The organism is Chryseobacterium cucumeris, from assembly GCF_016775705.1.
Classification (GTDB): domain Bacteria; phylum Bacteroidota; class Bacteroidia; order Flavobacteriales; family Weeksellaceae; genus Chryseobacterium; species Chryseobacterium cupriresistens.
Genome location: NZ_CP068760.1, coordinates 1334405 through 1354969, shown reverse-complemented (window position 1 = coordinate 1354969; position 20565 = coordinate 1334405). Strand labels below are relative to the sequence as shown.

Sequence of the window (20565 nt, the reverse complement as noted above, 5' to 3'; positions counted from 1 at the left end):
AGTTGCTTAATAATTACAAAGACTGTTACTAATGATTTTGGAACATAGTATGCCTATTGATGCGAAATGTTGGGTAAACGCGAAGACGCAAAGGCTTTTAATATTTTGTGTAATATTTTAAGGCGCGATAAAATCGAAGATTTTCAGCAAGATATTGGAGAAATTTTTTGTTTAGAATATGAGGTGCTCAATTTTATCGGAGATAAAATCTTTGCGTCTTAAAAATATAAAATTTTTAAAAGTTTTTTGCGCCTTTGCGTTTATCCAACAAAAAATCACACTTTATTCTGTTTCAACAGCATCATCAGAATCACAGGAATTCCGAATACAGAGCTTATTACATTCAAAGGAATCTGTGTTTTTTCGGCAATGACAGAGAAAAATAACATAATCAGCATTCCCAGAAACATATTAAGAATCCATTGCTGCCATAATCTGGATGGATTATAAACAAGTCTGCAAAAGTGCGGCACAATGATTCCAATAAACAGAATAGGTCCTAAAAATGCAGTAACAGAAGCAGATAGGAGAGAAGATGCTGCTATGATTAAGAGTTTCAGCTGTTTCAGATTGACCCCTAAACTTTGTGCATAGGAATTGCCCAGAGAATTTCCAATGAGCGGTTTTATCGCTCTGAAGCAGATCAACATTCCGGTTAAAACCAGGACGGAAAGTACATAGATCTGATTCCTCGTTACCATATTATTCGCTCCGAAAGACCATAAAATATAGTTTTTAAGACTCTGATTTTCTGCATAAAACTGAAGCAGAGAAACAATAGCTCCGGCAAAAGCAGAGACAAGAAATCCAAAGATAATAAGATATGATTTGTCCTGAAATCTGTTAGACATTGACAGCAGGATCAACATTAGCAGTAAACTTCCCCCAATAGCTGATAAACTCAGGAAACTGTTCTGTAAAAATTCAGGAAGGGAAATAGTATGGGAAAAGAAAATATAAAAGGCAACTGATAAACTGGCGACTGATGTTATCCCCAATATATCAGGCCCAGCTAGCGGGTTTTGAAAATATTCCTGCATCAGGAAACCAGAAGTAGGAATGGAAATCCCAGCCAGCATCATCACCAGAACACGGTTGATACGGATTTCAGCAATTTGATTCTGAGCAGAATCCTGAAAGAAATCCTGGAAGCTTAAACTTAAAAATCCTGTGTTCAGATTAATAATTGCGCTTGCAATAATAGCAATCACGAATAATAAACACAGGATTTTAAATCTTTTTGACATGATTCAGAAAGAGTTCAGTCTATTTATTTTAGGAAAGAATCGATTTTAGAATTCAAAACATCTTCCGTCATCATTCCCAGATATTCGTCGGTTTTATCACCTTTTCTCATGAAAGTAAAAGGAATAGAACCTCCGTCCCATTGTTTGAAGTTGTTGTGAAAGAAGTTTGGATCTAATTTTTGTCCATCCAGTAATATAATGCTGCCTCCCAATTTATTTTCTGCAGCAAAATTCTTAACAGCACCAGCCCAATCTGCCTTATCATCAAGGTTGACGAAAGTGAATTTTACAGGTTTCCCTTTCAATTCTTCCATTTTACTTTTAAAACTTGGAATTTCTCTCATACATGGACCACACCAGGTTGCAAAAAAATTGGTTACATATAAAGTATCATTATTTTTGGCCAAATGCTGGCTTACATTTTCAGGAGAAAGTTCTTGGGGGATAGCTGTACTTCCTTCAGATTCTGTAGTTTGAGATACAGAAACAGGGTCTGTGCCAGCTGTGTCTTCAGTTTTCTGACCTTCTTTTTTACAGCTGTAGAGAGCAGTAAGAAGTAACGTGGAAAAAATTATCTTCTTCATAAATTATTTTTTATCTATTTTTGAATTGAAGTTATGGAACAACAAATCTATAAAGGGAAACTGATACAGTTTCATCCGTTAAAAATAGCGAAAAAGGAAGAGCTGACCAAAAATACTTTTTCTCTGGAATTCGAAATTCCTGAGAATTTAAGAGAAAATTTCAGGTTTGAAGCCGGGCAGTTCGTCAGTATACGATTTCAATCACATGGGGAAGAGGTTATTAATGATTATTCAATGACTTCGGCTCCTTATGAAGGGAAAATATGTCTGGGGATAAAGGTGAATTCCTCTGAAGGAGCTACTTCTCAGTTATTTCAGAATTATAACGAAGGTGATGAACTGTGGGTAAGTGAACCTGCCGGAAGATTTACCATTGTATCCAAGCCCAGCGAATTCAGAACTATTGTTGCTTTTGCTGCTGGTATTGGGATTACGCCCATTTTGAGTCATTTTAAAAATATTCTCCACAACGAACCCAGAACACGGCTGTTCTTATTTTTTGGAAATAAAAGTTCAGAAGATTTAGTCTATCGCGAACAGCTGGATAATCTTGCCAGAACATGTGGTGACAGACTTCAGATATTTTACTTTTTTTCTCAGGAGAAAACGGCAGATCAGTTTTTTTATGGAAGACTTGATGAAAAAAAGCTGAATCTTATCATCAATCAGATCCTTCATTTGGATGATACAGACGAGGAATCTACCATCTGGGATGCTGTAGACGAAGTGCTGATCTGTGGAAAAGGTGAAATGATCAAAACTTTGGCTAATGCCTGCTATCATCACGGAATTCCGAAAAAGAATATCCATTTTGAACTTTTTGAAGAATTTAATGACGATATTTATCCTGTGGAAAGAGAATTTCCTCTTATTGAAAATATAGAGGTTGAATTTACCATGCTTGGAAAGAAATACACCACTTATCTGCCTGATAATAAGGATAAAATCTTACAGCAGCTTTTGATGCAGAAATTCCCTGTTCCTTATTCCTGCAAGTCAGGAATCTGTGGAAGCTGTGAATGTTCTCTGGAGGAAGGGGAAGTAGAACTGCTGGAGAATGAGTATCTTACCGAAAAAGAGGAGGAGCAGGGACATATTTTAGCTTGTATGTCTATTGTGAAAAGTAAAAAAATAAAGCTTAACTTTGATCTTAGTTGAGAATTATTAGGAACATATTTAACCTTGGATTTATATCACTGGAATTGGGAATTCTGATGATATGCTTCTGTAATGTGTGGGTTTTCGGGCTTACCAACGGAAGAACTTATACCAAAATCTCAAAAATTCCGCCAAGGGAAATTGCACTGGTTCTGGGGACATCTCCAAAAATGAGATCAGGAAAATCAAACCCTTATTTCACCAAAAGAATGGATGCGACTGCCCTTCTTTACCATCATGGAAAAATCAAGAAAATTATAGTAAGCGGGGAAAAAAGCAAAGGTTATAACGAGCCGGGAGCTATGAGAAATTATCTGGTTAACCAGGAAGGTGTTCCGGAAGATATTATTGTAGAAGATCCGAAAGGGTTCAATACCTATAAAAGCATTCTGCGTTGTAAGGATGTTTATAAGAAGAAGAATGTCATTATTGTATCTCAGGGATATCACAACCTGAGAGCATTGTTTTTTGCAAGAAATAATGATATGAATGCCCTGGGGTTTGATGCGCAGGATGTCACAAAACCCGAGAGTTTCTACAGAAACCAGACGAGGGAAATCCTCGCCCGTGTGATTGCTGTAGTCTATTTTATTTTAGGCGTTTCTCCGGATTAGAAAGGATATCCGAACGCGATATTAACTGTTGGTTTGAAAGGCTGGATGAATTTGAATCTCCATCGGTCGCCTTCAGGTTTATTCGGGTCATAGATCTTATACGCAAGGTCAATTCTCGCCGTTACATAAGCAATATTTAATCTTAATCCGAATCCACTTCCGATACCCACCTGTTTCCAGAACTTACCGAACTTAAATTCATCTCCATATCCATCGTTATAGTTACGAAGACTCCATGTATTTCCGATATCGGTAAATAAAGCGCCTTCATAAGTTTTATTGAAAGGAATTCGATATTCAATATTAGTGGTAAGCTTTAGATTGTCTGTCATATAGGTACGAACTCTTTCATCCACCTGGGAATCTGCAGGACCTAATCCTCCAAAGGCTACCCAGGCTCTGATATCGTTGGAACCTCCGTTGAAATAAGACTTGATGATGGGCATATCCTGAGAGTTTCCGTAAGGTATTCCAACTCCGATAAACTGGCGCAGCACCAATGTCTGGTTTCCGTTAAACTTGAAATATTTTCTTGTATCAATATCAAATTTTACAAACTGTGCGTAAGGCAGTCCGAAAATAGTTCCTTGCGGGCCGGTAACAATACCTCCGCCGTTATCCTTTTTATTGAATATACTCAATATATTTCCCGCAAGCTCAACTTTTCCGTTAAAATAAAAGGCATTTGGATATTCCTTTTTTCCAATTTCACTATAAACAAAATTATAGATCATAGAAGAGATAAGGACATCTTGGGTCTGTCTGTCTTTGTTGACCAATGTTCCGGTAAAGGCCGTTAAAAGATCTCTTCCCTGCTGATTAAGACTTCCACGGTAAGCATCGTTCTCAATAATCATTTTGGAAACTTCATCTACATTCAGTTTTCCATCTTTGTAATCTTGTCCGGTCTGCGCGGTTTCCGGGCTAAACATAAAATAATTTCCGAAAACTTCATCTTTTACCCTTCCGTCATTCACAAAGTAGTCATAGTACGCATCTTTATTTTTTGTCAGACTGACCTGAGTATTGAATAAAGTAAGCTTGTGATACACCTGATCATTAACACTTGCCTGATAATTCAGTCCCGTATTGAAAATCAACCTTCCCAAACCGATGTTGTTCTGTATCGACGCCCCCAGCAAAATAGATGATGTAGGTGTGTATCGTTTTGGAATGAATTTATAATAATTAAAAGGAAGCAGCAGTCTTGGGAAGTTCAGGGATGCCTGAGCCGATATTTCGTAGGCTGCAACTCTTTTACTGATATCTTTTGTACTTCTGATAGAACCAAATGTTCCTGAAAGACTGGTAGAAAGGTTTTCCGCTCCTCTAAAAACATTTCGGGTGGTAAGGTCCACAGAAGGAGAGATCCCCAGGTTTAAAACCTGAGAATAGTTAATATCTGTTCCCACTTTAAGTTCGTATTTCGGAAGTGGTTTCAGTACATACAAAACATCAACAATACTGTCGTTAGGAGAGGTCATTCCGCCTTGTCTCAGTGAGTCTCTCGCTTTAACGATGCTGAAGTTATTCATCGATAAAAGATTTCTCTTGGTTACGTCCAGTTTCGTTTGGTCAAAAACCTTTTTACTGTCCGGAATAATCGCTCTCCAAACCGATGAAAGTTTGTATTTGTCATTCATCGTATGAAATCTTATTCTCCTTAAGCTGTCTTTTTTGGTATTTTTAGGATAATCACCGGGTTCATCCACAATAGCAACGTCAATATTTCCAAAAGTGGCTATTTTATAGGGAGTATCCAGAGAATCTTTATGAATTTCCAGGGTTAAAGGAACCTGTTTTCTACTTTTAAGGGAATCTGCAACGAAATAAACTTCATCATTGGAAGCATTGAACCTGTAGAAACCAAACTCTCTCATCAGATCGGTGATTCTGGTAACCTCTCTTTCCAGAACGGTCTGGTCAAGGATCTGTCCGGATCTTACAAGACTTCTGTTCAGATTATAGTTGTAATACCCTTTGATCCCCTGATCCGGAATATTATAGAAGTAATCCTTGATACGTGTAGGATCATTATGTTTGATGGAATAATTAACCGATGCTTTTTTGGAAGCTGAATCCAGTGTATGTTTAAAATTGACATCAGCATCCCAATATCCCCTGTAGGTAAGTCTTTTCTTGATAGATTCAGCACTTTTTTCACTTCTTGTCTGATCAAGAATAACCGGCGGTGTTCCCCAGTTGTGCAGTAAACGGTCGAAAAGAAGACTTTTTCCGACACTGCTTTTCATATTATATTTAAGGAATAAAGAATCTCTCAGCTTCTGATTTCTCATCTCACCGGGATAGGTCATATATTCATTAAGTATGGTGTCGTATTTCGGATCCGCCATATTGTACAGAAGGAGACTTAATGGCATGAAAAGAAACTGCTTTTTATTGGGCTTCTGCTGAATATAATCTTTAAGTTCCTCATCGAAAAATACTTTCTTATCCTCGAACTCTAAATTGTTCTTGGTAAGCAGATATTCGCCGTCAGGAACTTTTTTTGTCGTACTACAAGCATAAAGGAGACCAACAAATGTTGCAAATGAGATAATTTTATAATATTTTTGAGGAGAATTCTTATAATGCTTACAGCTCATACAATAAAAGTTTTACAATCTTTAGATAAAAAGAAGTTCAGACAAAAATACAATTTGTTTTTGGTTGAAGGTAATAAAATCATTTGTGAACTTTCTAATTCTAACTTTAAAGTTAAAGAAATATTGTCAACCGATCCACAAAAATTGGACCGTACTGACGTTCCTGTTACCCATATCTCTGAAAATGAATTAAAAAAAATAAGTTTTCTTAAAACTCCAAAAGATTCCGTGGCGGTATGTTATCTTGCCGAGGAAGAAAAATGGGAAGATAAGAATATACAATTGGTTTTGGATGGAATACAGGATCCCGGAAACCTGGGAACCATTATACGTCTTGCAGACTGGTTTGGTATTGAACAGATCATCTGTAGTGAAGATACCGTAGATGTGTACAATCCGAAAGTCATTCAGGCAACCATGGGATCTTTTACCAGAGTGAATGTGGTGTATACTGATCTGGTGGAATATCTTTCCAAAACAGAGAATGTAAATATCGGAACGGATATGGAAGGGGAGAATATTTATACTTTCCAGAAACCCGAAAAGCTAAACCTTATTTTAGGAAATGAAGGAAACGGAATGAGACCTGAGACGGAAAAACTGGTACAAAAAAGTATCAGTATTCCTAGATTTGGAAAATCCCAGTCTACAGAAAGCCTCAATGTGTCAATGGCTGCCGGGATTATTTTAGGACAGTTATTTTCAAAATAAGATTCAGAAATTAGGGCCCAGGAAGTGAAAATGTAAAACTATTTTCTAAATCCTAAGCCCTAATTCCTTAAATCAATTGTTCCATACTTGAAACACTTTTGTTTTTCTGGTATACTTCTATTTTTTTTCTGACATATTTCAGCGCAATAGGAGCAAGGTAAATCAATGCAGCACCAATCAGTTTTTTCTTCCAGTTGGAACTTTTCATATTCTTTTTGGCATAATTCCCTACGATAGCAGTAACCCCCAGTTTTACAAGCCCGTCTGTAAGATTTCCTCCTTTGAAAGCAGAGCTGGCAATTCCTACAGCTGTATTTTTGCTGATCAAAAGGTCTTTCACCTCTGAAGTAAGCTGTTTGGCAATGACATCCTTCCTTAGGACTACTTTTTCATCACCGTCTTCATCAATCTTTTCCTGAAGATACTGATCAGTTAAACCATTGGTAAATGCACTCAGGCTTTCTTTTGTATTTTTGAAGGTCAGAAGATTTTCAAGATCACTTATTTCACCCTGAAGCAGTTTTTTCTTTCTTCTTAATTCTTCTATGCTCTCGTATTTTCTACCCATAGTTTAATGATTTAAAAATTTAATAACCTGATCTGCAACAGTATTCACAATTTTTGTTTTGAAGGCAACCACAAAAGCCATTATCAGCGCATAAAATGCAGCTACAATTAAGAATCCATAGGAATAATTATCCAATGCTTTTCCGATAAGGAAAGCAATTCCAAAGTTGAAAAGGATAATAAAAAAAGCAAAAGCAACAAGCAGTACTACAAAGTAAGTAATGAGCCCGGCAGAAAGTGACGACTTTTCAGTCGCTTCAATTTTCAGAAGATCGATTCTCTTGGAGGCGTATTCTTTAATAGTTTCTATCATTGTTTTTTTTTAAAGTTACAAAAAAAGGAACTTTCGCACAAAAGTTCCTTTCTGTAATTTACTTAAAAAGATAAATTACTTATTTTTTCAGATCATTCAGTTCTGCTTCTACATCTTTTGCCAAATCTGCAGTTTTAGAAACAATCTGATCTTTGTATTTGTCATATCCGTCTTTCACAGTATGTGCTACGCTGTTCGCCGTTTCCTTGAAAGTAGAAGAAATATTGCTGTACTGGTCTTTCACTTTTTCAGAAACCTCACCGTATTTGTTTTTTGCCTGATCTTTAAGATCATTAGCCTTTGTTTTGATTTTTTTTCTGGTTTCTTTACCTTCTTCCGGTGCGTATAACATTCCTAAGATTACACCTGCCGCAGCACCTGCAAGAAGTCCTGCCAATATACCTGCTGTATTATTTCCTTTTCTAGACATTTTAAGTTTTTTAATAATTAATAATAGATTAGTTTTTACAGTAATAAAACTTACAATTTGTATACCAAAGGAGGCCTGAAGCCTATTAAAAATTGTTAAATCTTTTGGATGTGAGATAAAATAAGCTGTATGGTTTCCTCTTTGGTGAGTGCCGAATTATCAATGACAATAGCGTCGTCAGCCTGCTTCAAAGGGGCTATTTCACGCTCACTATCGATTTTATCGCGTTCTACAAGGTTTTGCTTTACCTGTTCCTTATCCGCCTCAATTCCCAGTCCTTTCAGTTCCAGAAATCTTCTGTTGGTTCTTTCATCAATACTGGCAGTAAGAAAGAATTTATAGTCTGCATCTGGCAGAACTACTGTCCCGATGTCACGCCCGTCCATAATAACGCCACCTTTTTCTGCCAAAGTGCGCTGTGACTGCAGGAGGAAATCTCTCACCTCTTTTTGCTTGGCAACAAGACTTACGTTGTCTGATACGATATTGGTACGGATTTCCGTAGAGATATCTGTGTCATTCAGGAAAAGAATAAGGGTGCCGTCGTTATTTTTAAATTCAAGTTTGATCTGATTAAAAGAAGAGAACAATGTATTCAGATCAATCTCACCGTTTTCATTCAGACAATGCTGCAAAGCATACCAGGTAACTCCTCTGTAAAGTGCCCCTGTATCCATATGAATAAGTCCCAGTTGATCAGCAATGATTTTAGAGATAGAACTTTTTCCGGTAGACGAGTACCCATCGATAGCAATTACAGGTTTTTTCATACTGCAAATTTCAAGATTTTTTTTAGAAAATCAAGAGGAAGTAAGAAATTTTCGGAATAATTAAGAAATTTCCGGCCAGGAAGATTATTCTCCTCTGTGGCTGGAAAGGTCCATAGAAATTCCTATCTGATTGACGTTCGAAGAGTTGTGATATCTCACGTGGGCATAATCAATACGGAATCTGGAAACTTTAACTCCAAATCCTGCAGAAAGTCCCGAGAAATTTCTTTGATCCGAAACCGCCAGCTCATTTCCTCTTTTTACATTATATCCCAGCCTGATATTGAAATTCTTTTCCGGAAACAATTCGGCTCCCAAAGAAAAGTGATCGGCAATCTTTCTGCCGGCACCCACTTTCTGCCCGTCCAGGTTTTCTTCTGAAGAAATATCAAACTTCTGAAGGTCATGTGCGGTAATAGTAATGGCAAGAGGGAAGTTCTTGATGATTTTGGTATATCCAAGATCGATTCTGAAAGGAAGATTTTCTCTTGTCCCGTTAAAGGATTTCAGCTGAAACCCAAAGTTTCTCATGACCAGTGAAACGACTTCCTTGCTCTTTTTATTATGATAGGTAATTCCCGCTGTTCCTGAGATCGCGGAAGAAGTATAGTTGTCAATTTTTGAGGTAATAAAATTAAGTCCTCCACCAATCGTCCAGTCTTCTTCAAACTGGTAGGCATAGCCTGCACCAATCGCTACATCTGAAGCTTTGAATTCTCCGTTTTCGAAACCGCTTTCATCCGTCCTCGGAATACTTCCATAGCTCATATACCTTGCATTGATGGTAGCCATATGGCCATTCTCAAAGTCTTTGGCATAAGCAATCGTTCCATATTTCGAGTCGGCAAGGTAAGCCGTTGCGTTTACAGAAAGCTGTTTGTCAGAATCTTTATTTAACAGGGCAGGGTTTGCAATAGCAAAGGAAACATCATAATCTCTTACCGAAATTGCATCTCCGCCCAAAGCAGCCTGCCTTGCAGATACAGGTACATTTAAGAACGGATAAACATTTGTTCCTGTTTGCGCATAAGAAACAATTCCTGATAGAAATAATGAAAAAATGATAATTTTCTTCAACTCAATTTATAATTAATGCAAAAATAATCCTTTTTCGTACTTTTCAAAATATTTCTGACATTATTTCTATTTAAATATTTTTCTTTCATCAATATCTTTAATGATTATATTTGCAAAATCAAATTCCGGGGAAACCGGTACTAATAAAAAGTTATTAAAAATAAAAGATGAAATATAAAAGAATCCTTCTGAAACTGAGCGGTGAGGCCTTAATGGGAAACAGACAATACGGTATTGACAACGAAAGACTGCAGGAATATGCAGCTGAGATCAAAAAGGTAGTTGAAAAAGGCTGTGAAGTAGCGATCGTAATCGGAGGAGGAAACATTTTCCGTGGTGTTGCAGGAGCTGCCAAAGGAATGGACAGAGTGCAGGGAGATTATATGGGAATGCTGGCCACGGTAATCAACGGAATGGCTTTGCAGGGAGCATTGGAAGATGCAGGAATTAAAACAAGACTTCAGTCTGCTATCGAAATGGATAAAGTAGCTGAACCTTTCATCAAAAGAAGAGCGGTAAGACACCTTGAAAAAGGAAGAGTAGTGATCTTTGGGGCAGGAACAGGAAATCCTTATTTTACGACAGATACAGCGGCTACCTTAAGAGCGATCGAAATCGGAGCTGATGTGATCTTAAAAGGAACAAGGGTAGACGGAATCTACGACAGCGATCCTGAAAAGAATGCAGATGCTGTAAAATACAATTCATTATCTTTTGATGAAGTATTTGAGAAAAACCTTAAAGTAATGGATATGACCGCATTTACTCTGAGCCACGAAAATAAATTGCCAATCATTGTATTCGATATGAACAAAGATGGAAATTTAGAAAAAATCGTAGACGGAGAAAATGTAGGGACTTTAGTTGATTTATAATCAGTTTAACCGTTTAAAATATAAAAACACCTGTTACAGTAATTGTGACAGGTGTTTTTTATTAATGATTGTTTTAAGTATTTATTTGTCTGCTTCAACATTCTGTGTGGCATTTTCCTTTTCAACCAAAACATAACGGGAAGAAATCCATCCGATGATCTGATTTATTATTTTAAGAATCATCTCCAATTCCGTGACAGCAGTTACTCCCGGTACCAGCTTCACCTCTGGTTTTGGTAATGGCTGTGATAAAATAAGTCCTTCTACCTGTGGATTGGATCCTTCCGCAGGAATGCCATTATACATTCCTACATGCTGTACGGATAGCTGCAGCATATAGTCCTGCAAAGACTCAGGAGGTGTCTTAATGCTCACCGAGGAGGCACTTGAGTGTTGGAGCCGGCCTGGCAGCGATTGGTTCTGTATTCTTGTATAACTGGCTCCTGAATTTGAAGAATCAGCAATTGCAATCTTTTGTAAAGCGTTTAATAAGGCTGCCGTCATATAGGTAGGAGCCTGGCCATAAATCGTTGCAATTTTCCCCAGTTCCGATACCGGCCATGCATGAGGAACAACGTCCAGATCGTTCCAGTGCATGGTATTCCAGCTTTGATAAGTACCTGTCTGTTGCTGCCATCCCGGAGGTAATGGTGGGAATTTACTATTGAACAGATTGGCGAATGCTGCCTCACCTGGCGTTGGCCCGGCAGTAGGATATACAAGCGTTACCCCGAAAGCATCCAGATCTTTATTTTCTTTCAGATAAAGGGCAAGGGTAGGAGATAATGCTCCGGCAAGGCTATGTCCACAGAATATGATGGCTGTATCCGGATCCGGACTTAAGCTGGCAAGAAACTGTTGAAGCGTGGTATTGGGTGCGGCTGCATCACCCGGACTTATAAGTCCCAGAAGTATACCGACTCCGGTAGCCGTTCCTTTTGAAATATAAGGGTCAATGCCGTTAAAGGCTGATGGAGCAAAGTTGGAAGGATTATAAGTGGTCCAGTTTACTACTTCTGCCACTGAGAAATCTTCTGTTTCCCAATCGTAAAGAGAGGAAGGATTAGTGGCAGCAATAGCCACAACGTAGGTAGGCAATGTAGGACCTCCCGGAAATGCGACAGCATCAGATTTAACAACATATAATGCATTATCTGCAACTCCGGTAGGAACTCCCTTTTCATTTTTTTCTTCGATCAGGGCAGGTCCCCAGACCAGATCCCAGTTTCCTAATTCCGCTACTGCTGAAGGATTAGCTATGGAAGGTGTTTTCTGATCCATTATTTTAACCGGAGGAACATTGTTAAAATAATAGGATAAATCATACTGAAGCTGTTGCTGCAGTTGGATACCAAAACCGTTGTAGCCTCCGGCACGGTTGGCAAGACCTGCCATACCGAAAACTTGTTGATAGGCATCTAAAGATGGATTTGTCATGATGTGATGGGTTTAAATTAGTTTATAATTGTTCATTTCTGCAAAATGTCTTATCCAGGACTTTCCGTTTGTTACGGCAAGTTTTCCGTTTGAAATACCTGCCGACGTTTCGTTTAAAAGAATAGAGTAAAGGACGTTATTAAAAATGATATCACACTAAGTAGAAATAACCAAAATATTCGGTAGGTATTTGTACCTGAAGTTTTTGCTAGAAGTTGGATTTTAGGTAAAAACAAGTTTCTTGTTTCAAAGAGGAGATAAGTGTATAATATAATGAAGAAAATAAGTATCAAGCACATGGATTAATATGTAGGCACAGATTAAGAAATAAATACATGCTTTGGAAAAATAGATTGGAAAAAATATCATGTAATTATTGCATAACTAAAATAAATTCATCATATTAGAGATAAGGCCATCTAACCAAATGGCATATGGGTTATGAAGCAGGATATAAATGTATTAATGACAAAACCTGAAATGGAGAAAATTTTAAAAGCAGGAGCTGAAATAAGTAAGCTAGGAGAGTTATTAAGTAAAGTGTTAATTCCTTTAGAAGGTCTAAAAATTAGCATACCCGATGTGTGTAAAATAGACTTGTTGAGTGTTTCTACAAAAACAGGTACTGATTACAAAAGTGCTTATTGTAGAATCAATGAAGATCTAGAATTTATACCAACTTGTAATGTAAGATTAGAAATTGATTGGGAAAATTAATGTTACATTGTTTAAGTTTAAAGCCTTCTCTTTGAGAGGGCTTTTTGTTATATTTGCCGGAAAACTATATCTAATGACAAATTTAATAGCTTTTGGCACCTCGGCGGAAGCAAGAAAATATTTCAAACATAAAAGTTATGAAACATTTCAATTTGTTTTGGAGTACTATAAATTAGATGATAAGTCTTTAGAAAAAATGGATTTAGACGAGTTAAAGGAGTCTAAAATTCGAATTCGAGAATTATTTCTAAACCAAGAATTCCTGCAAACACACCAACTACATTTTGATAGAGATATTCATTACACAGTTAGAGAGGACGACAGTGTTGTTGGATTTAAGTTTACTATCTTTCATCAACTTAAAAAACCTCATGATTATATAATGAAGAGGATTACTGAACTCGAACAAACTCAATCTGTTAAAAGTATCGAAAAATTGGTAGAAGAAATCAATGATTCAGACTTGAAAGAAAGATTTGAAGATCAGATAAATGAATTAAAGGAAGCAAATAAAAGGCTAGAAGACGAGTTGTCAAGTATAGGGGAGAAAAAAGTGTTATTTGCTGAAGAAATTGAATTTAGTAAGCATAGAACAGAAATGATGGAAAAAAAGTATAATATTTTTCTAAAATTTTTGGATAAAGAATCAGTAGCCTCTATAGTTGGTGCAATCCTATTGTTATTAATGGGTATTAGTTTAATCATAATGATGTTTTACAAAATAAATCCGATTCAAATTGTACAGAGTGCTTTCTTGCTTATTCTAGGTTATTTTTTTGGACACTCAAAAAACAATAAATAAATGAAAAAGAATAATTTGGTTTTCTGGCTTATTGGGTTAGGATCTATGGCATTTATGAGCTTTGTATTATGGAGAAATTACGTTTATGCATCAAATCTAGGAAAAGACTATCAAGGATTGTTTGGAGATATGTTTGGTGCTTCAAATGCCCTTTTTACGGGATTATCATTTGTGGGTGTTATAATCGCGATTTTATTACAAAGACAAGATATAAATAATCAGAAGGAAGATACTAAAATCCAAAATTTTGAAGCAATCTTTTTTAATTTACTTAAATTACATAGAGAAACAGTAGTTTCTTTAGAAAAGACATATAAAAAGTTAGTTCAAAAAGGGGTACAAAGAACAACAGAAGAATACAATGTAAAAGGTGTTCAGTTAATGGGAAGAATATATGGAGAATATCTTGAAGCTTTACCTGAAGATAAAAAATTCAATAGGCAAGTTTATCACTATATCTACAAACAAAATTGGGATGTTTTAGGGCATTATTATAGAGGTATACAGTCGATTCTTGATTATGTTGATCGATTTAAACTTTCGACCAATAAGGAATTTTATTATAAAAAGTTATATTTTGATCTTATAAAATCACAATTGTCTGAATATGAAACAGCAATGATTTTTTATCATTTTTTGTATTTGGAAGACAGGCACTATAAATGTTTAGCTGAAATGAATTGTTTATTTGAATATATTAATGAAGAATTAGTTACTAATGATAAGGAATTGTACGAGAAATATGCATTTGTATTCTAATTAAATAAAACAAGCAACAAATCACGACTTGCAATAAAACAATTTTATATTGGGTCCTATTCAAAAATATCAACGTTTTCACAAAATACAGAATGCAGTCTTACCAGAATATGGAAATAATCATTATTTTTGCAGCACTGAATAGTAAAAAATAATTTAAAATAATAAGAAAACCCTGATGTTTACAGTGTTTTTAGTTTTAATTGATTGATATTCAGATGGATTAATAGATGTGTAATTTATCAAACTATACTATAATAATGGAAGAATTAGATCTTATATTAGAATCTGTAAAACAGGATATGGATGCAGCGGTAAAGCACCTGGATCACGCATTTCAAAGAATTAGAGCAGGACGTGCTTCTACGACAATGGTTCAGGATGTAATGGTAGAATACTACGGAGCAATGACTCCTATCAACCAGGTTGCGAATGTTTCTGTTCCGGATGCAATGACAATCTCTATTCAACCTTGGGACAGAACAGCAATCAATGCGATTGAAAAAGCAATCATTAATTCCAACTTAGGTTTTGCACCTTCTAACAACGGAGAAAACATTATCCTTAATGTTCCGCCTTTAACAGAGGAAAGAAGAAAGGAGCTTGCAAAACAGGCTAAAGTGGAAACTGAGAACACTAAAGTAACGGTAAGAAATGCAAGACAGGACGGTTTGAAAGAACTTAAAAAACTGGAAGGAGTTTCTGAAGATGTCGTAAAAGGCGTGGAAGAAGAAATCCAGGCTTACACTGATAAATACGTTAAGCTTTGCGATGAGCATCTTAAGACAAAAGAAGCTGAAATTATGAAAGTATAATTTTCAGTTTTTAAAATATTTGTAAAGAGGTTTCCGATGTGAGACCTCTTTTTTTTATTACTTTTCAGCTATTGCTTAAACTTTTTATAATGCAATGCATTCTTATTCTATACTATATTGTGAAGTATTTACGTTCATTCATTATATTTAATGAATTATTCCTGACGTTTAATTAAAAAACAGGAAACAGATACTATAATGATGACAAAAATAATCGGGGTAGGAAATTATATCCCATCGGAAACCATAACCAATTTATTTTTTGATAAACATATTTTTCTTAATGAAGAAGGGATTTTATTAAAGGAGAATAACGCTTCCATTACGGATAAGCTTAAAAAGATTACAGGTATTGAAGAAAGGAGATATGCACATAGTACACAGGTCACTTCAGATCTGGGCGTCATTGCGGCGCGTGCAGCCATAGAAAATGCAGGGATCGATCCTGAAACATTGGACTATATTATATTTGCCCATAATTTTGGGGATGTTCGCTTCGGAACGGTTCAGTCTGATACGGTGCCCAGCCTTGCAGCAAGGGTGAAACATGTATTGGGAATCAGAAATAATTTCTGTGTGGCCTATGATGTGCTTTTCGGATGTCCGGGATGGATTGAAGGGGTAATACAGGCTCACGCGTTTATCAAATCCGGTATAGCGAAGCGATGTCTGGTTATTGGAGCAGAAACACTTTCCCGTGTGGTAGATATCCACGACAGAGACAGTATGATCTATGCCGACGGTGCCGGGGCGGCTGTTCTGGAAGTAAATCAGGATGATGATGCCGGGATCAAATCCCATTTGTCAGCTTCTTATACCCTTGAAGAAAAAGACTATCTGTATTTTGGAAAATCTTACAACAACGAAAGATGCCCGGATACCCGGTATATTAAGATGGATGGTCGTAAAATATATGAATTCGCTCTCGTGAATGTTCCGGATGCGATGAAAAAATGTCTGGACAACAGTGGATATTCCATTGATCAGTTGAATAAGATTATTATTCATCAGGCGAATGAAAAAATGGACGAAGCCATCGTTAACAGGTTTTATCAGCTGTATGGAAAACCGGTTCCGGAAAATATCATGCCTATGGTTATTCATAAATTAGGTAACAGCAGTGTGGCTACGATTCCTTCTTTGCTGACGATGATTTTGCAGGATGAACTTGAACATCATAAAATCAAAAAAAATGATATTGTGTTATTTGCTTCAGTAGGAGCAGGGATGAATATCAATGCTTTTGTGTATCAGTTTTAAAAATAAAAAGAGGTTTCCAACCGGAAACCTCTTTTTGTATATTCTATTTACAGTTCTCATTGTAATCATAGATCACTTCATTGATAATTGAAAGTTTATCCACCGTTGAATTGTTGATTTCATCCCGGATGAATTTTCCAAGACCGCTTCTTTTCTTCTCTTCGTTTTTCAGGGAACCATATTCTCCCTTTGTTATTTTTGCTTTTACGTAAGGGCAGTCTGCCAGGATAATTTTGGCTTTTGCGGGCGTTAATTCTTCAGCTTTTCCTCCTTTCTTTGAAAAAATATAATTGGGATTCTCTCTTAACCGGTCTGTTTCTCTCTGCGTGATGGCCTGAGTACTGTTTGCAGAAAGAGCCGTAGGGTAGCCATAAAGCTTATAAACTGTAATTTTGCCCTCCGTTACGACTTCTGCAAACTGTTCTGTTCTTGACAGATTGTTGATTGCCTTAAAGCCGGCCGATAATCCTGTTGAACTTTCAGAGCTGTTCAAGGCTTCTCTCATGTTTGAGTATTTTACAGACTTGAAAACCCTCGGAGTGTCACCTTCATACAACATATATTCTTTGATATCGTCTGTGTCGTAGGTTTTGAATTTTATCTTATTCTTTACTTTGTCAATATCAGCAATGGCCGCAAATTTTACTTTTAACTGATTTTGCCACGGACTTGAATAGCCGCCGTGCAGATGTACAACACCTTCAATTTTCTTTCCGGATTTGTCAATGATGTAGCCGTATTTTTCACCGTTGTAGGTTCCGGTTTCATCCTGATCCTGAGCATGGGCATTGAGTGACACAAGACCGAACAGGCCAATAAGTAGTAATTTCTTCATGGTTTTGTTTTAAATTCCCACAAATATAAATTTTTAAATTCAAAATCATTATCAATTAAATATTGTAATAATAATCAACAAAAAAGCTCCGGAATTTCTCCGAAGCTTTTAATTTTATTTTAAAATCAGAATTATTGGTATCTCTGATGTTCCTTACTTTTGGTAAACCTTTTGGTGATAGGTTTGAACAATGCTTTGTATTTTTCTGCATCAAACAGTTGCGAATCTGTAAGTGCTTTATAAGTCATCCAGACTCCAAAGGGAAGAAGGATCAGGTTGGGAAGCCATGCTGCAAGATAAGGATTCATTTTCCCGCTCCATGACATATTTTCCACCCCGACATTCATGACATAAAAGATGATGAAAATAACGATAGCGATGATGACCGGAAGCCCCATTCCTCCTTTTCTGATGATAGAACCTAAACTTGATCCAATCAAAAAGAAGATGATACAGGTCACAGAATAGGCAACAATTCTCTGCTGGTAAATCACTACCTTACTGAAGTATTTTACATTAGAACTGTATTCATTCTTTTTGGATTCCAGTGTTGATTTCAGGTTGTCCAGCCTGGTGTAGGAATTATAAATGATTTCCATTTTTCTTTCACCTTTTACCGTATCCAGTTTGATCTGGGTTTTCGGAGCAGCTTTATGTTTATTCCCTTTATCCATATAGGTAATCACAGAATTGGTCTGGTTAAGAACTTCCGAACCTATATTGTCAAAGAACTGTTTATTGTCTTTTTTGGTTTTGGTAATCGTTCCGTCAAGCTGGTTGTAGGTCTGGAAACGGTAGTCATCCGTAATCTGTTCTTTTTCGATCGCTTTATTGATGATCTCGCTGATGTCAAAGTGGGAAACCAGTGTATCGAATTTGATCGCCTGGTCAGGTTGTTTCAGTCTTACATTATCACCTTTTCCGGCAAAAGCATCTTCAAATACATAGCCGTTATACAGTACCAGCTTTAGAAAGTTCTTGTTGACTGCCGGAACAAATTTTCCTTTTTCTGCAACAACAGACTGCTGGTTTTCGTAAGCATTGGCTTTTTTATGAACAAAAACCCCTTCAATATTTTCTCCGTTTTCTCCGTATATTTTATCAAATTTTACCATATAGCCGGGAATCTGATCAATAAACTGTCCCGGAGTAAAGTTGATGGCCGGTTTGGTCTGAGCAATATTAAAAAGCATATTCTTGGCTTTTTTCTGAAAATCCGGAATAATATTGTTGGAAAAGAAAAACAACATGATAGCAAGGGCTGTTGAAATTCCAAGAAGAGGAGTCATTACACGGGTCAGTGGAATTCCTGCGGCTTTCATGGCTGCAAGCTCGTACCGTTCTCCAAATTCACCGAACGACATAATACTGGCCAGGAGGATGGTAAGCGGAAGCACCATACTGATGACGTTTACCCCAAGATAAAAAAGAAGTTTGAGGATCTGCCAGTAGCTTAATCCTTTTCCCATAAACTGTCCCAACTGTACCCAGATAATGTTTACAATAAAAATGAAAAACAATACGCTGAATATAAAGAAAAACGGTCCAAAGAAGGTTTTTATGATATATCGGTCTAGTATTTTTAACATGCGCCAAAATTAATCAAAAAGCCACAAAGTTTACTTGTGGCTTTTTATATTTTCTTATTTTTTTAACGATAAAAGTAAATTTACTTAGTTGCGGATTCACTTTCAGCTTTTTAAAGTTCTGTAACGATGTAGTTTTTAAACTTATTTTTGTCAAAAACAAACATATTAGGATCCAGTTCCTGGTTTTCTTTATATTCTTTAATAGCAATTACTGCAACATCTTTATTGTTTCCGTGCTGTTCCAGTTTTACCATCTGCTTTTTCGCTGAATCGACAAAAAGGTATACATACTTTATTCCGTTGGCTTTTACTGGAGTCAGTTTAATAAAATCGGCATTCACGCCATTCACTATTTTCTTACCGTTGTATGTTACATTATAATCGTTTCTATACGTTGTAAGGTAGTTGATAGGGGAGAACATGGTGCTGGTTCCGTTGGGCTTGGCAATGGTAACTTCCATATCATCGGCGTTGATGTTGTAAATTTTATTTCCGTCAAAGATCTGTTCCGTATCCATGATCTTCAGTTTGTATTTCTCTCCGGCAACATAATAAATACCAGGTTCTGTTTTGGTCACCTGTCCGTTAAGGCCGCTTCCAAAAGAAAATTTGAAGTAAGAATTCTTTTTAGAATTGTAGTTGGCTGTAATATCATCCAATATCTTTTTAGCTTTTGCATCAATCTTCTGAGCGTTGGCCATACCTACTGCACCTACAACAAAACTTCCCAATATAACTTTTGAAATAATATTTTTCATTTTCTTAATTTAATAATCGTTAGATTTTCTTTAATTCTTAAGGTTAAAACGATGTGTTTTTCCTTTAACTACGCAGATCTTCCAAAAACTGTTCCAAAATCCACCTTTCAATGCCGGATACTGTTTGGCAGATATTGTTTACAGATTACCTTGTCTCCGGTCTTTCAATGTACTGATCAAATTTTTCAGGGAGCATATTGGTGACAGTTAATTTATTGGAAGTAATGGTAGGTTCAATTTTAATTACTTTGGTATTTTCATCGATTTCAACCGGATGTTTACTTCTCATATTCACCATATCTATATGAAGAACCGTAAACTCATGTTTTCCTTTCTCTAAATCAACAATAACATATTCTTTCGGTCTGATTTGTCCTAATGATTTGCCATCAAGTCCGATATTGAGTCTTGCCGTGTTATCCATTTTATGAAGAATTCCGGCACCATTATAAATAAGGACTTTGCCATTTCCCAGCGTGTTATTATCAATAACGTCCAGTTTCACAGAAGCATAATCACTGGGAACAGTTCTTAAGGCGCATGAAGAGAATGTTAATGTACATGCTAAAAGACTCAATGCAATAGTTTGTTTTACTGTAATTTTCATGGTAATAGTTTTAGTGAATTTTTTATATCCCGGT

General features: G+C 36.4%; 22 protein-coding genes. 9 read left to right on the top strand and 13 right to left on the bottom strand.

Annotated features, from left to right (window positions below; translation table 11 throughout):
- Positions 1–275: 275 nt before the first annotated feature.
- Together JNG87_RS06095 and JNG87_RS06090 are read right to left on the bottom strand one after the other, a co-directional pair.
- A complete protein-coding gene (locus JNG87_RS06095; protein ID WP_202842479.1) occupies positions 276–1247 on the bottom strand; it encodes a FecCD family ABC transporter permease in 972 nt (323 codons plus the stop codon).
- A gap of 23 nt (positions 1248–1270) precedes the next feature.
- Positions 1271–1831 carry a TlpA family protein disulfide reductase gene (locus tag JNG87_RS06090; protein WP_202842477.1) on the bottom strand — a complete coding sequence of 187 codons (561 nt, stop codon included), beginning with the start codon at positions 1829–1831 and terminating at the stop codon, positions 1271–1273.
- Between the two features lie 33 nt (positions 1832–1864).
- On the opposite strand from JNG87_RS06090, the gene JNG87_RS06085 reads away from it, so the two are divergent.
- Complete coding sequence (locus JNG87_RS06085) at positions 1865–2989, top strand: ferredoxin--NADP reductase (protein WP_202842475.1); 1125 nt, start codon at positions 1865–1867, stop codon at positions 2987–2989.
- 56 nt (positions 2990–3045) lie between these two features.
- Positions 3046–3603 carry a vancomycin high temperature exclusion protein gene (locus JNG87_RS06080; protein ID WP_395974871.1) on the top strand — a complete coding sequence of 186 codons (558 nt, stop codon included), beginning with the start codon at positions 3046–3048 and terminating at the stop codon, positions 3601–3603.
- Here JNG87_RS06080 and JNG87_RS06075 read toward each other — a convergent pair.
- Positions 3600–6209 carry a BamA/TamA family outer membrane protein gene (locus JNG87_RS06075; RefSeq protein WP_202842463.1) on the bottom strand — a complete coding sequence of 870 codons (2610 nt, stop codon included), beginning with the start codon at positions 6207–6209 and terminating at the stop codon, positions 3600–3602. The genes JNG87_RS06080 and JNG87_RS06075 overlap by 4 nt on opposite strands.
- Between JNG87_RS06075 and JNG87_RS06070 the strand changes: the two genes are divergently transcribed.
- Entirely contained in the window at positions 6195–6920 is a 726-nt protein-coding gene (locus JNG87_RS06070) for a TrmH family RNA methyltransferase (RefSeq protein WP_110008752.1), read from the top strand. The two genes, JNG87_RS06075 and JNG87_RS06070, sit on opposite strands and share 15 nt — an antisense overlap.
- Positions 6921–6987: 67 nt before the next feature.
- Here the strand turns inward: JNG87_RS06070 and JNG87_RS06065 are convergent, their stop codons facing one another.
- The 5 genes from JNG87_RS06065 to porQ form a co-directional block, all read right to left on the bottom strand.
- Positions 6988–7488: a phosphoribosyl-ATP pyrophosphatase gene (locus tag JNG87_RS06065; RefSeq protein WP_202842456.1), complete on the bottom strand. Its 501-nt coding sequence runs from the start codon at positions 7486–7488 to the stop codon at positions 6988–6990.
- A 3-nt stretch (positions 7489–7491) separates the two neighbouring features.
- Positions 7492–7800: a phage holin family protein gene (locus JNG87_RS06060; protein ID WP_202842454.1), complete on the bottom strand. Its 309-nt coding sequence runs from the start codon at positions 7798–7800 to the stop codon at positions 7492–7494.
- A gap of 79 nt (positions 7801–7879) precedes the next feature.
- On the bottom strand, positions 7880–8230 hold the full coding sequence (locus JNG87_RS06055) for a YtxH domain-containing protein (RefSeq protein WP_047431084.1): 351 nt from the start codon (positions 8228–8230) through the stop codon (positions 7880–7882).
- Between the two features lie 95 nt (positions 8231–8325).
- Positions 8326–9000, bottom strand: a complete 675-nt coding sequence (cmk, locus tag JNG87_RS06050; protein ID WP_202842452.1) for a (d)CMP kinase — start codon at positions 8998–9000, stop codon at positions 8326–8328.
- A gap of 84 nt (positions 9001–9084) precedes the next feature.
- Positions 9085–10077 (bottom strand): type IX secretion system protein PorQ, encoded by a 993-nt coding sequence (porQ, locus tag JNG87_RS06045; protein WP_202842450.1) that lies wholly within the window; start codon positions 10075–10077, stop codon positions 9085–9087.
- A gap of 167 nt (positions 10078–10244) precedes the next feature.
- On the opposite strand from porQ, the gene pyrH reads away from it, so the two are divergent.
- The gene (pyrH, locus tag JNG87_RS06040) at positions 10245–10952 is read left to right on the top strand and encodes a UMP kinase (RefSeq protein ID WP_076355472.1); all 708 of its coding nucleotides are present in this window, start codon (positions 10245–10247) and stop codon (positions 10950–10952) included.
- 81 nt (positions 10953–11033) lie between these two features.
- Here pyrH and JNG87_RS06035 read toward each other — a convergent pair whose 3' ends face one another.
- Positions 11034–12389, bottom strand: a complete 1356-nt coding sequence (locus JNG87_RS06035; protein ID WP_202842449.1) for a lipase family protein — start codon at positions 12387–12389, stop codon at positions 11034–11036.
- A 441-nt stretch (positions 12390–12830) separates the two neighbouring features.
- On the opposite strand from JNG87_RS06035, the gene JNG87_RS06030 reads away from it, so the two are divergent.
- From JNG87_RS06030 to JNG87_RS06010, 5 genes are all read left to right on the top strand, one after another.
- Positions 12831–13106, top strand: a complete 276-nt coding sequence (locus tag JNG87_RS06030; RefSeq protein WP_202842448.1) for a hypothetical protein — start codon at positions 12831–12833, stop codon at positions 13104–13106.
- 73 nt (positions 13107–13179) lie between these two features.
- On the top strand, positions 13180–13908 hold the full coding sequence (locus JNG87_RS06025) for a hypothetical protein (RefSeq protein ID WP_202842447.1): 729 nt from the start codon (positions 13180–13182) through the stop codon (positions 13906–13908).
- Positions 13909–14667, top strand: a complete 759-nt coding sequence (locus JNG87_RS06020; protein ID WP_202842445.1) for a putative phage abortive infection protein — start codon at positions 13909–13911, stop codon at positions 14665–14667.
- Between the two features lie 260 nt (positions 14668–14927).
- Positions 14928–15482: a ribosome recycling factor gene (gene frr / locus JNG87_RS06015; RefSeq protein WP_034694343.1), complete on the top strand. Its 555-nt coding sequence runs from the start codon at positions 14928–14930 to the stop codon at positions 15480–15482.
- Positions 15483–15680: 198 nt separating this feature from the next.
- Positions 15681–16742: a 3-oxoacyl-ACP synthase III family protein gene (locus JNG87_RS06010; RefSeq protein ID WP_062670066.1), complete on the top strand. Its 1062-nt coding sequence runs from the start codon at positions 15681–15683 to the stop codon at positions 16740–16742.
- Positions 16743–16785: 43 nt separating this feature from the next.
- Here JNG87_RS06010 and JNG87_RS06005 read toward each other — a convergent pair whose 3' ends face one another.
- The 4 genes from JNG87_RS06005 to JNG87_RS05990 form a co-directional block, all read right to left on the bottom strand.
- The gene (locus JNG87_RS06005; RefSeq protein WP_202842444.1) at positions 16786–17577 is read right to left on the bottom strand and encodes a hypothetical protein; all 792 of its coding nucleotides are present in this window, start codon (positions 17575–17577) and stop codon (positions 16786–16788) included.
- A gap of 131 nt (positions 17578–17708) precedes the next feature.
- Complete coding sequence (locus JNG87_RS06000; protein WP_202842442.1) at positions 17709–19166, bottom strand: LptF/LptG family permease; 1458 nt, start codon at positions 19164–19166, stop codon at positions 17709–17711.
- Positions 19167–19276: 110 nt separating this feature from the next.
- Positions 19277–19924: a LolA family protein gene (locus JNG87_RS05995; protein ID WP_202842440.1), complete on the bottom strand. Its 648-nt coding sequence runs from the start codon at positions 19922–19924 to the stop codon at positions 19277–19279.
- A 145-nt stretch (positions 19925–20069) separates the two neighbouring features.
- Positions 20070–20531, bottom strand: coding sequence for a hypothetical protein (locus JNG87_RS05990; protein WP_202842438.1), 462 nt, complete (start codon positions 20529–20531; stop codon positions 20070–20072).
- Positions 20532–20565 lie beyond the last annotated feature (34 nt).

What these genes read in the sequence shown, in the direction of transcription:
- JNG87_RS06075 (WP_202842463.1), bottom strand. Translation starts at nt 6,209, where the DNA reads ATGAGCTGTAAGCATTATAAGAATTCTCCTCAAAAATATTATAAAATT.
- JNG87_RS06030 (WP_202842448.1), top strand. Translation starts at nt 12,831, where the DNA reads ATGAAGCAGGATATAAATGTATTAATGACAAAACCTGAAATGGAGAAA.
- pyrH (WP_076355472.1), top strand. Translation starts at nt 10,245, where the DNA reads ATGAAATATAAAAGAATCCTTCTGAAACTGAGCGGTGAGGCCTTAATG.
- frr (WP_034694343.1), top strand. Translation starts at nt 14,928, where the DNA reads ATGGAAGAATTAGATCTTATATTAGAATCTGTAAAACAGGATATGGAT.
- JNG87_RS05990 (WP_202842438.1), bottom strand. Translation starts at nt 20,531, where the DNA reads ATGAAAATTACAGTAAAACAAACTATTGCATTGAGTCTTTTAGCATGT.
- JNG87_RS06060 (WP_202842454.1), bottom strand. Translation starts at nt 7,800, where the DNA reads ATGATAGAAACTATTAAAGAATACGCCTCCAAGAGAATCGATCTTCTG.
- JNG87_RS06035 (WP_202842449.1), bottom strand. Translation starts at nt 12,389, where the DNA reads ATGACAAATCCATCTTTAGATGCCTATCAACAAGTTTTCGGTATGGCA.
- JNG87_RS06025 (WP_202842447.1), top strand. Translation starts at nt 13,180, where the DNA reads ATGACAAATTTAATAGCTTTTGGCACCTCGGCGGAAGCAAGAAAATAT.
- JNG87_RS06065 (WP_202842456.1), bottom strand. Translation starts at nt 7,488, where the DNA reads ATGGGTAGAAAATACGAGAGCATAGAAGAATTAAGAAGAAAGAAAAAA.
- JNG87_RS06010 (WP_062670066.1), top strand. Translation starts at nt 15,681, where the DNA reads ATGATGACAAAAATAATCGGGGTAGGAAATTATATCCCATCGGAAACC.
- JNG87_RS06085 (WP_202842475.1), top strand. Translation starts at nt 1,865, where the DNA reads ATGGAACAACAAATCTATAAAGGGAAACTGATACAGTTTCATCCGTTA.
- JNG87_RS06080 (WP_395974871.1), top strand. Translation starts at nt 3,046, where the DNA reads ATGATATGCTTCTGTAATGTGTGGGTTTTCGGGCTTACCAACGGAAGA.
- JNG87_RS06005 (WP_202842444.1), bottom strand. Translation starts at nt 17,577, where the DNA reads ATGAAGAAATTACTACTTATTGGCCTGTTCGGTCTTGTGTCACTCAAT.
- JNG87_RS06055 (WP_047431084.1), bottom strand. Translation starts at nt 8,230, where the DNA reads ATGTCTAGAAAAGGAAATAATACAGCAGGTATATTGGCAGGACTTCTT.
- JNG87_RS06090 (WP_202842477.1), bottom strand. Translation starts at nt 1,831, where the DNA reads ATGAAGAAGATAATTTTTTCCACGTTACTTCTTACTGCTCTCTACAGC.
- cmk (WP_202842452.1), bottom strand. Translation starts at nt 9,000, where the DNA reads ATGAAAAAACCTGTAATTGCTATCGATGGGTACTCGTCTACCGGAAAA.
- JNG87_RS06095 (WP_202842479.1), bottom strand. Translation starts at nt 1,247, where the DNA reads ATGTCAAAAAGATTTAAAATCCTGTGTTTATTATTCGTGATTGCTATT.
- JNG87_RS05995 (WP_202842440.1), bottom strand. Translation starts at nt 19,924, where the DNA reads ATGAAAAATATTATTTCAAAAGTTATATTGGGAAGTTTTGTTGTAGGT.
- JNG87_RS06070 (WP_110008752.1), top strand. Translation starts at nt 6,195, where the DNA reads ATGCTTACAGCTCATACAATAAAAGTTTTACAATCTTTAGATAAAAAG.
- JNG87_RS06000 (WP_202842442.1), bottom strand. Translation starts at nt 19,166, where the DNA reads ATGTTAAAAATACTAGACCGATATATCATAAAAACCTTCTTTGGACCG.
- JNG87_RS06020 (WP_202842445.1), top strand. Translation starts at nt 13,909, where the DNA reads ATGAAAAAGAATAATTTGGTTTTCTGGCTTATTGGGTTAGGATCTATG.